Origin of the sequence: Nitrospira sp. (genome assembly GCA_029194535.1) — a bacterium.
GTDB lineage: Bacteria > Nitrospirota > Nitrospiria > Nitrospirales > Nitrospiraceae > Nitrospira_C.
In genome coordinates this window covers 280062-292010 of sequence record JARFXR010000001.1, presented here as the reverse complement: position 1 = coordinate 292010, position 11949 = coordinate 280062, and the positions used below count along the sequence as shown (strand labels likewise).

The 11949-nt window shown below is 58.5% G+C and carries 14 protein-coding genes; 11 read left to right on the top strand and 3 right to left on the bottom strand.

What is annotated here, in order from left to right:
• Positions 1-164 precede the first annotated feature (164 nt).
• Together P0111_01350 and P0111_01345 are read right to left on the bottom strand one after the other, a co-directional pair.
• Positions 165-1604 carry an ATP-binding protein gene (locus P0111_01350; protein MDF0642648.1) on the bottom strand — a complete coding sequence of 480 codons (1440 nt, stop codon included), beginning with the start codon at positions 1602-1604 and terminating at the stop codon, positions 165-167.
• On the bottom strand, positions 1601-2296 hold the full coding sequence (locus P0111_01345; protein ID MDF0642647.1) for a response regulator transcription factor: 696 nt from the start codon (positions 2294-2296) through the stop codon (positions 1601-1603). The genes P0111_01350 and P0111_01345 overlap by 4 nt, the downstream gene beginning before the upstream one ends.
• 634 nt (positions 2297-2930) lie before the next feature.
• Between P0111_01345 and rnk the strand changes: the two genes are divergently transcribed.
• Entirely contained in the window at positions 2931-3344 is a 414-nt protein-coding gene (rnk, locus tag P0111_01340) for a nucleoside diphosphate kinase regulator (protein MDF0642646.1), read from the top strand.
• A gap of 1519 nt (positions 3345-4863) precedes the next feature.
• Here the strand turns inward: rnk and P0111_01335 are convergent.
• On the bottom strand, positions 4864-5472 hold the full coding sequence (locus P0111_01335; GenBank protein MDF0642645.1) for a hypothetical protein: 609 nt from the start codon (positions 5470-5472) through the stop codon (positions 4864-4866).
• 286 nt (positions 5473-5758) lie between these two features.
• Here P0111_01335 and P0111_01330 point away from each other — a divergent pair, with 286 nt between their 5' ends.
• The 10 genes from P0111_01330 to P0111_01285 all read left to right on the top strand — a co-directional run bounded on the left by P0111_01330 (position 5759) and on the right by P0111_01285 (position 11764).
• Positions 5759-6202, top strand: a complete 444-nt coding sequence (locus tag P0111_01330; GenBank protein MDF0642644.1) for a DoxX family protein — start codon at positions 5759-5761, stop codon at positions 6200-6202.
• Positions 6203-6305: 103 nt separating this feature from the next.
• Entirely contained in the window at positions 6306-6452 is a 147-nt protein-coding gene (locus P0111_01325; protein ID MDF0642643.1) for a hypothetical protein, read from the top strand.
• An 81-nt stretch (positions 6453-6533) separates the two neighbouring features.
• A complete protein-coding gene (locus P0111_01320) occupies positions 6534-7430 on the top strand; it encodes a pirin family protein (GenBank protein MDF0642642.1) in 897 nt (298 codons plus the stop codon).
• Positions 7431-7576: 146 nt separating this feature from the next.
• A complete protein-coding gene (locus tag P0111_01315; GenBank protein ID MDF0642641.1) occupies positions 7577-8263 on the top strand; it encodes a DsbA family oxidoreductase in 687 nt (228 codons plus the stop codon).
• A gap of 3 nt (positions 8264-8266) precedes the next feature.
• Positions 8267-8701 carry a VOC family protein gene (locus tag P0111_01310; protein MDF0642640.1) on the top strand — a complete coding sequence of 145 codons (435 nt, stop codon included), beginning with the start codon at positions 8267-8269 and terminating at the stop codon, positions 8699-8701.
• Positions 8698-9069 carry an ester cyclase gene (locus P0111_01305; GenBank protein MDF0642639.1) on the top strand — a complete coding sequence of 124 codons (372 nt, stop codon included), beginning with the start codon at positions 8698-8700 and terminating at the stop codon, positions 9067-9069. Before P0111_01310 ends, P0111_01305 begins: the two co-directional genes overlap by 4 nt.
• 49 nt (positions 9070-9118) lie before the next feature.
• Positions 9119-9418: a hypothetical protein gene (locus tag P0111_01300; GenBank protein ID MDF0642638.1), complete on the top strand. Its 300-nt coding sequence runs from the start codon at positions 9119-9121 to the stop codon at positions 9416-9418.
• Positions 9419-9445: 27 nt separating this feature from the next.
• Positions 9446-10120 carry an SDR family NAD(P)-dependent oxidoreductase gene (locus P0111_01295; protein ID MDF0642637.1) on the top strand — a complete coding sequence of 225 codons (675 nt, stop codon included), beginning with the start codon at positions 9446-9448 and terminating at the stop codon, positions 10118-10120.
• Between the two features lie 14 nt (positions 10121-10134).
• Positions 10135-10581: a VOC family protein gene (locus tag P0111_01290; GenBank protein MDF0642636.1), complete on the top strand. Its 447-nt coding sequence runs from the start codon at positions 10135-10137 to the stop codon at positions 10579-10581.
• A 55-nt stretch (positions 10582-10636) separates the two neighbouring features.
• Entirely contained in the window at positions 10637-11764 is a 1128-nt protein-coding gene (locus P0111_01285; protein ID MDF0642635.1) for a hypothetical protein, read from the top strand.
• Positions 11765-11949 lie beyond the last annotated feature (185 nt).

The window sequence follows — 11949 nt, the reverse complement described above, 5'->3', positions numbered from 1 at the left end:
GGTCACATGATCGATCCATGAACGGATCATGAAGAATTCTTCATCTTCCCGAACCGTCTTGGGCATGCACGTCCGCGGACGCAAAGCCGCACCCGGCGATCTGAACCGACGCCTCAGAGACAAGACGAAAATGAAAGTGGGGGAAGATGCGGAGCGCCGGCCGGCTAGGCAGGAATCGTCCGAGGAGTGTGAACAGGAAACCGCAGGGTAAAGACCGAGCCCTTGTCGACATGGCTCATCACCGAAATCGCGCCGCCGTGGGCTTCCGCGATTTCCTTGACGATCGGAAGTCCGAGTCCGGTGCCACCGGAATCCTTCGACCGTGCCCAGTCGGTCCGATAAAATCGCTCGAAGAGATGAGGCAGATGTTCCGGCTCGATCCCGTGGCCCGTATCCTCGACAATCACAGCGACCCCTTCCCCGATCGCCTGCAAGCGGACAGTCACGGCTCCGCCGGGCGGGGTGTAGCGAAGGGCGTTGTCGAGGAGATTGATCAACGCTTGTTTGACCCACTGTGCATCGCCCAGGACAGGTGGGACCGATTGGGATTCACACGACAAGGTGATTCGGCGCTCGTCGAAAAGAATGGTCAATTCGGCCACGAGATCGCGGATCAATGGCTCCAAGGCGAGCGGCGCGAGGTGAACGGGAGGCTTGTCGGCGGTGAACTTCGCGAGCGTCAACAGGGAACGCGTCAGCGAGATCAGACGTCCCACTTGCTCAAGATTGTTGATAAGCGCGTCGCGATATTCTTCCGAGGTCCTGGCTTTGAGGAGCGCGACCTCCAGGTTGCCCTGCAAGACGGTCAAAGGCGTCTGCATTTCGTGAGCGGCATGGTCGATAAATCGGCGTTGACTATCAACGCTCCGCTGAAACCGGTCCATCACGGAGTTGAATGCCTGGGTAAGCCGACGAAATTCCTGATACGGTGAATCGAGAGTCAATCGTTTTCCCAGGTCGGCTTCAGACATCGTTTCGGCGCCGGTACTCACCACCTCGATCGGGGTCAGCACTTTTTTGGCCAGCCATCCGCTGGCCACCCAGGCGACGAAAAGGATGGTTCCCGTTCCAAAGGTCAGGAGGAGCGCAAGCCCCTTGAGTGTCTCTCGGTACAGCAGCAGGGATGCTTCAGCCTGCAACACGTACCGCGCCTCACCGTGACGGGGAACGGGCAAGAACAGCTGTCGAACGGGGGCGTCATCGGCCGACTCAACGGTTTCAAACACGGTGTTTCCGAGGCGAATTCGTTCGAAGACCTTCTCATTGATCGGCGGCTGCGCCACCGCATCGGATCCCTTCCAGAGTAGGCGACCTTCCGGCGAGAAGATCCGAAGAGAATGGGTGACTTCCTGCAGCTCGTGCTGTTGTTTCTCGTTCCGCTTCACCCCCGCGGCAAGCGCAAAGTCCTCACCGGATCTCTCGATGAGGTCGGGGTGCTGCTCAACGATCTTGGCTAGCGTCTCCGCCAACCCCAGCAGCCTGCCGTCCACGAAGCGGCGCACCAGGGCGTCGCCTCCGGCGTACATCAGGACGGAAAAGATAAGGAGGAGCCCCGCCATCAGGACGAGGGCAGACCGACGGATCAACCCTTGGAGAGACTTCATGCGACCGGTTCCGGCTCCTGCAGCATGTACCCCGCACCGCGCACCGTCGCGATCAGCTGAGGCGAACAATCCCGGTCCATTTTGGCGCGCAGGGCCCGAATGTGGGCATCGACAATGTTCGTCATCGGGTCGTAACTGATGTCCCACACGTGTTCGATGATCGCCGTTCGTGTCAGCACTCGATTCTTGTTGCGGAGGAGAAATTCGAGCAGCGCATATTCTTTATTCGTCAGCGTGATTTCTTTTCCCGCCCGCCAGACGCGATGGGACGCCGGATCCAACTCCAGGTCTGCTGCCGTCAGATGGACCAGCTGTTGCGGCCCTCCCCGACGCAGCAACGCCCGGATCCGAGCCAGCAATTCGGCAAACGCGAACGGTTTGGTCAGAAATTGGTCCGCTCCGGTATCGAAACCGGAGACCTTATCCTCTACGGTGTTACGCGCCGTAAGGAGCAGCACTGGAGTCATGTTCCCGACAGTGCGTAGACGTCGACACAGAGCAAGCCCGTCGAGCTTGGGCAACATGATGTCGAGGATCAACAGATCGTAAGGGTTACCCAAGGCCAACGCCAACCCTGCTTCGCCATCGGCGGCGAAGTCCACCGCATACTGCTCCTCCTTCAGCCCTTTGCGGATGAACTGCGCGAGGTCCAAATCATCTTCAACCAGCAACAGTCGCATAGGCTCTCCCATTTCCCGCTCATGACCGAATCGACCCGGTCGGACCGGCGATCCGACGTCGGCCGAGCGGATCCCCACGGCGGCGCTATTATGACACCGCGCGAGTGGCCGGTCACTCCGATGCGTATCCGTCGAAGAGATCTCGGCGTTCCCGGGAACAACTGCGCCTAAGGGCGATTCGTGTGCTGCAGGTAGCAATTCCTATCGCTTCCGATACAACGGCAGCACAAAGCTCGTCGAGAAATCATCACCCGGCCACCATCCCTCTTGTCAAGACTCCAACCAAACAGAGGATGAAGATTCCCCCGTACAGCAGGGCCGCGGTCGTAGCGACAGTCATCATGACGTTCCTCCTTTCGTGAGAATCCCTCTGCCCTTGGAACCGCTCGGTGGGATCTGTTCACTTGCCACAGGCGGATGTCGCAGCCCGCCGTTGAAACGGCTTGTCTTGCCGGGACGAGTGTACCGACCGAACATGAACGGAGCGTGAAGCGAGCGTGAAGAAGCTCTAATGGACGGTTGTCGGGTTCCATTTCGTGATGAGGATCGGGTAGTGTGGATGCAAGTACAAGGGGCGCTCGGACTGTGAGCCCTCTGCATGGCATGTACGGCGACATAGGCGGCAACCACAAGGAGGGATTGAGTCATGGAGCGGGCGATCTATATGACGGACTTCGATCTCAAGCGACTCAGAGAACTCGTCGGAGTGGGCATTACCTTCAAGGGAAAGGATGCCGAGTATCTCCGTAGCTTGGAGAGGGAATTGGATCGGGCTCACATCGTTGACTCGAAAGCGATTCCCAAGGATGTGGTGACGATGAATTCACGCGTCAGGTTTGTCGATCTCTATAGCGGAGAGGAACGGGTCTGCACCGTGGTGTTTCCCAGCGACGCGAACATCGAGCAGGACAAGATCTCCGTGTTGGCCCCCATCGGCACTGCTTTGCTGGGGTACCGAGTGGGAGATACGATCGAGTGGCGCGTGCCTTCGGGCAACAAACAGGTGAAAATCGAGGAAATCCTCTATCAACCGGAAGCGGCGGGGCATTTCGACCTGTAATTGCTCCGTCTTCTCGCTCTTCCGACACCGGTCTCTCCGCGCAGTGAGCGGTCGGCGTCCGTCCAGAGTGATCAGTGATTCTCCGTCGCATTTCTTCATGCTCTTTTTCATCCGGAATTCATCATGCAGCCGTACCTCCATCCGCCTGCGCAGGAAGCCACGGCTGCTAAACCGTGGAGGAATGCGCAATGGGTATCCTCCGAGGCCTTGGCGAAGGAGGACATGCTTCGGCGGGCTCCGCCGAAGACACCAGAGGGACCACGGCTGTCAAGCCGTGGGGTTCCACAAGTCAAACGCAGTACCATCCTCAAATTGAGCGATCCGCACCATCAAGATTGACAAAGACGTCTAGACGTCTTACTCTCCGACCCGTGTACAAGTCGCCGACCCAGCACAAGCGACGGCCTGGTGAGGTACGGGACGCAATTCTTTCCGTACTACGCGCAAGGCCGAGTGGCGCTTCCCTCAAAACGATAGAGCAGCATGTTAGTGATCTGATCGGAATCGCGGCACGATCCAGCGTTCGCTCCTACCTCAGGCTCAACACTCCGTCGACCTTTGTGCGGACGGGAAGGGGTCAGTATGGGCTAAAGACGACTGCGAGAATACAGGCCAACAAGGTAACCGAATCCAATCCCCAATATTGGCCCAGCTTCTCGTACCGCAAAGCGCAAGTGTTTCAGGCCGATTGTTTGAACTGGTTGCAGGAACAGAGACACAAAACCGTTCATGCTGTCGTCACAGACCCTCCGTACGGCTTATTCGAATACACCTCGGATCAGCAAGAGAAATTACGGAAAGGTAAGGGAGGGGTATGGCGAATCCCTCCTTCATTTGACGGAGTCCAGCGCGCCCCTCTTCCCAGGTTCACGGTGCTCTCACCTCAAGATCTGCGCGCCCTTGAATTGTTTTTTCTCGAATGGGCAAAGGTGCTCATCCCCGTCCTGGTTCCGGGGGCGAACGTCGTCGTGGCTACAAATCCCCTGTTGTCTTACCTGGTCTCAGGCGCTCTCGCGAAAGCAGGCCTAGAAAGGCGTGGAGAGATCGTTCGCCTCGTAATGACCATGAGAGGGGGAGACAGACCGAAGGCGGCTCACGAGGAGTTTCCTGATATCAGCGTGATGCCCCGATCGATGTGGGAACCATGGTTGCTCTTCCGTAAGCCGCTGGAGGGAAGGGTACAGGATAATCTTCGTAAATGGGGAACGGGAGGCTTTCGAAGGCCTTCTTCGGATAAACCGTTCGGAGACGTGATCCCTTCGGCGCCCACTCATAAGTCAGAACGGGAGTTGGCGCCGCATCCGAGCTTGAAGCCTCAGCAGTTCCTCCGTACCTTAGTCCGAGGTGTTCTACCACTCGGAGAGGGAGTGGTACTCGATCCATTTTGTGGAGCAGCGTCAACTCTTGCTGCAGCTGAAGCGATGGGATATGAAAGTAGCGGGATTGAAAAGGATCCACACTACTTTGAGATGGGAAGAAAGGCCCTCCCAAGACTAGCTGCTTTCAAAAATGGAGAGAATCATCTCCTGAGCTTGTAGACCCAACTCTTCCTCAACTTCTCAATACCGCCCTTGTGCAGAGTGGCTGTGCGAGTGCCGAGTTCTCCCCGCTGATTCTTGCGAAAGTCGGTCTTGGTAACTTTTCCGAGATAGATCTCAGTCACCGACATTGGCACCCTGTCCTTCGCCGGCTCAGTTGAATTATCGATCTGATAGACAAAAACGCACATCCACTGATCCCGTGCGCCATGGGTGTCGACAGCACCGCCGGCCTTCCGAGTGGTCTTGATCTCGACGCCGTCGGTCCCCGCTTTAACCTTATTGTCAGGATGTACCCCGCTCACAACGAGATCAGGGTGACCGTTGTGATAGAGGTTAACGGTCAGGCTCCTGGAATGTTTTGCCAAACTTGCCGTGAGCATGTCCGACAAAACACCGGATATGATCGCAGGCCGGAGCATGTCGTCGAGACGCTGGAGACCGCGATCGATCAGGCCGCAATTCACGTCATAAAAGAAATCATAGACATCCTGCATGGCCATCTCGAAATCTTTCAATCGAAGGCCAAAAGGTAGCTTGATGCTCCGGTTGAAACACTCAGTTGCGACTTCATTCCGTTCCGCAGACATGATTGCTATGGTGGCCTGGTGTCCTTAACTACTGCATTCGCGGCGTTTTCGGGGGGAGGGGCATCATAAGTCGTTTGATTGAGCCTGGCAACCCATTCGTAGTGTCTCCTCCGCTTCAAGGTCCTGACCTTTCTAAGAAAAAGGTCGCATCGCGCAGGATAGAAATTTCCCCCTTGACTTAGTTCTAATTAGGACTACCTTGCTGTGTACATGAAGAGCCATGCCGGAAGAGGCGGTTCGGCTCCGACTCACTCGGGGCACTATCTGATGATGAGGAGGTGTGAAGATGAAGACGTGCTTTCAAACCAACGAAGAGTGGACCGGTCTGATTCTCCGGCTGACTTTGGGACTGGTCATGTTCCCTCACGGCGCGCAGAAGCTGCTGGGCTGGTTCGGCGGGTCCGGGTTCTCGGGGACGATGGGATTCTTTACGGAGACGATGCATTTGCCGTGGATCATCGGCTTCCTCGTCATCATCGGTGAATTCTTCGGCAGCCTCGGATTATTGGCGGGCCTCCTCACCCGCTTTACAGCCGCGAGCCTGAGCGTCATCATGTTGGGAGCGATCGTGACAAGCCATTTACCGCATGGATTCTTCATGAACTGGTTCGGCAATCAACAGGGTGAAGGCTACGAGTATCATCTTCTGGCAATCGGCATCGGGCTCGCGCTGCTGGTGACCGGAGGAGGCCGCTGGGCTCTGGACACCCTCATCGCGGACAAGGTGTGACCCTCACGCTATGTGGCGGATACAACTCCTGGCTCTGTTCGCCGGCCGGCGAGTGGTTTGCGTTCACCGGCATCGCACCCGAGCAATTCAGGGATGTGGAGCCATGGGGGCGACGAATGACGATCTGGCAGGATGGATCAACCGGCACTCGAAGGTGACAAATCCTGGCGGCGTGTTGAAATGGAACAACCGAATGCGCGACATCAAGCTCAGCGAGATGAGTCTGCCGTCCGGTGTATGTTTGGTTTAATGTGCATGATCTGGAGGAAAAGCGATGGTGAACGGAACGGTCGGCGCAGCTCTCCGCGAAGAAGCGTGAAAGGAGCCAACGATGAACAAGCAGGCCTCGATCGCAACAGCCGGAACGAAGGAACTCATCGGCGTCTATCAGGCAGGGTCTCAGCATATGGTCGGCGACGGGTTTCCGGTGCGCAACATGATTCCGGGAGCCGGAGTGGACGAGCAATTGTCTCCGTTCTTGCTCCTGGACTACATGGGGCCGGAACATTTCCCGCCGACCGATCGACGGCTCGGTGTGGGCGAACATCCGCATAGGGGATTCGAGACGGTGACGATCATGTACCAGGGCAAGGTCGCCCATCGCGACTCGACGGGAAGCGGGGGCGTCATCGGCCCCGGCGATGTGCAATGGATGACGGCCGCGTCCGGCATCGTGCATGAAGAGCTGCACGAACAGGAGTTCGCCAGGCGCGGAGGCACGTTGGAGGGTATCCAACTCTGGGTGAATCTGCCGAAGGCGTTCAAGATGACGAAGCCTGGGTATCAGACGCTGGTGAACGATGCGATTCCCGCGGTCGAGCTCGGCGGAGGCGTCGGACGCCTTCGCGTCATCGCCGGGGAGTTTCTGGGACAGAAGGGTCCGGCCAAGACGTTCAGCCCGGTTCACCTGTATGATCTGCGACTGAACGCAGGACATCGGATCGAACTGTCGCTGCCCGAGGGATTCAATACGTCGGTGTTCGTGCTGCACGGACGTCTCGTGGTCAACGGAACCCGATCGGCGGGAGAAGTCGAACTGGCCCTGTTCGGGCGCTCAGGCGATCGCATGACGCTCGAAGCCGACGCGGATTCGACCGTGCTCATCCTCAGCGGAGAGCCGATCGACGAACCGATCGCGCGCTATGGTCCGTTCGTTATGAATACCCAAGCGGAGATCGTGCAAGCCGTGAATGACTATCGCGCCGGGAGAATGGGGCACTTGTCCTAACAGGATGCTGAAAAAGCCCGCCAGCTTCGTTCTCGCGTGCCGCGGAGGCTCAACGTACGAGCATAAAGTACGCCTCGCCTCCTCGGCCGCTGCGGCCTTGCTGGACGGACTTTTTGAGCATCCTGAGAAATCAAAAAGAAGGTGCCATGAATCAGCAGATTGAAAATGCTTCCATCGACGTCTATTCCGATGTCGTCTGCCCTTGGTGCTACGTCGGGAAGCGCCGATTAGAAGGGGCGCTGGCGCGATTGCAGGGTTCGGTGAAGGCCTCGATCGCCTGGCGCCCGTTCCAGTTGAATCCCACGATGCCGAAGGAAGGCATGGAGCGAACGGCCTACCTTGAAGCCAAGTTCGGCAGCATGGATGCCTTCAAACGGTTGGAGGAGCACGTGTCGGAGGCGGGGCGCGAGGAGCGAATGGCGTTTGCGTTTGATAAGATCGCCAGGACACCGAATACGTTGCTGGCGCACCGATTGATCTGGCATGCCGCACGACACGACAGTCAGGACCCGGTGGTGGAGTCGCTGTTCAAGGGTTATTTCGAAGAGGGGGAGGATATCGGATCGAGTGCGACGCTCGTGCGATTGGCGCAGCGTGCCGGACTTGAGGGGGCCGAGGTGGAACACCTCTTTCAAACGGATGAGGGAGTGGCGGAGGTCAAGGTCGAAGAAGCGGTCGGCCACCGACTCGGAATTCGCGGCGTCCCGTACTTCGTGCTGAACGGCAGATACGCGGTCTCGGGCGCGCAGCCGGTCGAACGGTTTGTCGCGGCGATCGAACGAGTCCAGGCGCAACCGACGACGATCGAGGCGGGTCCGGCAGGTAGGAGGTGAACCATGGCGGTGCAGGTCTATGGGTGCAATCATGTGGTCATCGAAGTCACGGATGCGAAAAAGGCCGTGCGGTTCTACTCCGACGTGTTCGGACTCACGATGCTGCGCGGGGGCGAAGGCGCCGCCTGGTGCAAGCTCGGCGAGCATCAGTTCATGGCGATCTTCGAGGTCGACACACTCCAGCCGGATCGCACGAAACATTTCGGGCTGATGGTGCGCGATGAGGAGCAGATCAAGGAGGTACGCAATAAGCTGATCAGAAAATATAAGCTCAAGTTGGCGCCGGGATTCCGGTGCGACTTCCGCGATCCTTGGGGCAATCGCATTCAAGTGGTCGATCTGAGCGACGAGTCGCTCGTCTGGCTCCTCCCCTACCAGGAGGTGCAGAAAGCCGGCCTGACGTTTACCAAACCGACGCGAAAGGAGAAGAAACGATGAGCACAACCCAACTTCAGCAACGACTCCAGGGCTTGCTTGATCATATCCGTAACGGCAAGATCATCGAAGCGATGAACGAATTCTACGACAAGGAGGCGGTGATGCAAGATAACGCCAACCCTCCGACCAGAGGTCTGGCGGCGAACATCGAACGGGAGAAGCAGTTTCTGAACGGAGTGAAGGAATGGAAGGGGTTCGCCGTCAAGGCCAGCGCGGCGGGCGACAACGTGACGTTCTATGAAGGCACGATGGATTTCATCGCCACCAACGGCCAGCCGGTCCATATGGAACAGGTGTCCGTGGCGAGGTGGAACAACGGCAAGATCGTGCACGAGCGGTTCTACTACGACACCGGCTCCAAACCGTAAGAAGCGTCGCGACCTCCTCTGCCTAGGAGCGACTCATGCCGGACGGACAATGGGCGGGCAGGACAATGTCCAAGGTGTGGCCGGCCAACTTATGACGTTCTGGGCCGAAGTCGGCTGCCAGTTTCCGCAGTTTCCGTTCATCGCCCATTCGAGGGGGTGGAGCGCCGAAGATATGGAACGGAACGTCATCGAAGTCCAAAACAGTCGGGAGCTGCGGGAAGGGGCCCAGGAACTGGTCGCGCGGGCGGCGGCAATGGCGAGCCTCATGGTCGAGGGACAGGTGCCGGACCATCCGCTTGTGCGCGGCGGGCGCAAGGCTCATCAGCTCGACAGCGAGCCGACAGGCTAGAGACGGCACAGTAAGGGAAACATACCCATGTCGTTGAAGGGGAAAGTCGTGGTGATCGCCGGAGGGTCCGGCGCGCTGGGTCAGACGGTCACCCCGGCCTTCGCGCAATCCGGCGCCCGCGTGATCACGGTAGACCGTCATCCGCCGCCGGCAGCGGTTGCAGCCGGGAACGCGATGGAGGCGGATGTGACCGATGAACCCTCCGTCCGTCGCCTCGTGGATGAGGTGATCAGAACAGCGGGCCGTCTTGATGTACTGGTCAACCTGGTCGGCGGCTTTGCGATGGGGCGCCTCACGGACAGCGATGTGTCCCTCTGGCAGCGGATGTTGACCATGAATCTGACTCCGGCCTTTCTGCTCTCAAAAGCCGTGCTGCCCCACATGATGGAGCGTCGAGCCGGACGTCTCCTGCATGTGGCGGCCTGGGCGGCCGTCGAGCCGTTTCCCGGGGCGGCGGCCTACATCGTGTCGAAGTCGGGCCTCGTCTCGCTGATTCGCACCCTCTCAATCGAACTGACCGGGTCGGGCGTAACGGTCAACGGAGTGTTGCCCGGTACGATCGACACGTCCGGCAATAGGAAGGCCATGCCGGATGCCGATCCGTCCACCTGGGTCAGGCCCGGATCTATCGCCCAGACCTTGATGTTTCTCGCCTCCGATGAAGCCGCCCAAATCAACGGAGCGCTGATCCCGATCAGGTAACGAGGAGCCACGACATGAAAGCTCACTACCTCGGTCACGTCGTGTTCTATGTGAAGGATCTCGAACGGGCGTTGGCATTTTATCGTGATCTGCTGGGCTTCGAGGAAGTCGGGCGGATCTTCAATGGAGCGGCGGCCGCGCTGACCTCGGGCCGCACCCATCATGAACTGTTGTTGATTCAAGTCGGTGAGGCGCCGGGGCCGCCGGCCGGCCGAAGGCGCGGACTCTATCACATCGGGATCAAGATCGGCGACACTCTCGACGAATTGCGCGCCGCCAAAAAGGACTTGGAACAAGCCGGCGTCGCCATCGACGGCATGAGCGACCATACAGTCAGCCAAAGTCTCTATTTGCGCGATCCGGACGGCAATGAAGTCGAGCTCTATGTCGATGCCGGCGAATCGCTGTGGAAGAACAATCCGGCGGCGGTCCTGTCGCCGATCAAGCCGCTGCATCTGTGATCCAGATGTGAAAACACGAAGGAGCCGGCACGATGAATGGATCGGAGGAACGATCATGAGTGGGTGTTTCGCGCGCGCGCGCTGGGCTGACACGTTACGGATCTTGGTTCCAGGAGCAGCCTGTCTGATCCTGCAGGGCTGCATGAGCTTCGGCGCAGCGACGCTCGACCGTGATCGGTTCGACTTCACGCAGGCCATGGCGAATTCCTGGAAGCAGCAAACGCTGCTCAACATCGTCAAGATGCGCTACGGGGATACGCCCATTTTCGTCGATGTCGGACAGATCGTCAGCAGCTACTCGTTGGTCAGCACGGTGCAGGCCGGCGGCACGATCTACCCCAACCTCGAGAGAGCCCCGACATCGTCCATCAGCAGTTTCTTCAATCTCGGCGTGCAGGGACAATACACGGATCGGCCCACCATCACCTACGTGCCGCTGACCGGTTCTCAGTTTATCCGGACCTTGATGACGCCCATTCCACCGATCCGGCTCTTCGAGTTGGTCGAAGCGGGGTGGCGGATCGATCTGCTGTTCATGGCTGCCGTGCAGACCGTGAACGGGCTGTCCAACAGCAGAGGCGGGGCGCAATTGCGATTGGAGGATCCGGACTTCGTCCAGGTGGTCAGGTCCCTTCGGCGGATCCAGGAGTCCGGTACGGTCGGATGGCACGCCAGCCCGGACAAAGAGAAGCAGGGTGAAGGCCTGGCGATGTTTTTTGCGACCAAAAAGGTGCCACCGGAGATCCAGAAGGAGCGTGAAACCGTGAAACGCCTCCTGGGTTTAGACCCGGCGAAGACGGAGTTTTCGGTCCTCTATGGTCCGGTCCCGCAGGGGCGGGATGATGTCATCGCGTTGCATACCCGCTCGGGATTCCAGATCCTATACGAACTCGCGACGTTTGTGGAGATTCCTCAGGAGCACGAGACGGAGCTGCGCGCGTATCCCCATCTTCCCACTCCGCCTGATGGGGTGGAGACTCTCCCGCCGTTGATTCGTATCGTGAGCGGCGAAGCGAAGCCGTTGGATGCCTTCGCCAAGGTGTACTACAACGACCGATGGTATTGGATTGAGAATCGAGATCTTGCGTCGAAGGGATTATTCTCATTCCTCCTCGTCATGCTGACCTTGGCCGAAGCCAACCAGAAGGCCCCGTCACCGTTCGTCACCATTCAAGCGAACTGAGGGTGCGCCACAGGTATAGATCGAAATGGATCGAACATGGAGATTCCTTCAAAATGAACGTCAGGAGGCCTGTCGATGAACGTTGAGATGGCCGGTGCCACAGGTTACGGTGGAACAGCCGAAGCATAGCTGGAGACGGTTTACGGTCGGATACGAGCGCGGATGAAACCAACCAAGGAGGACGA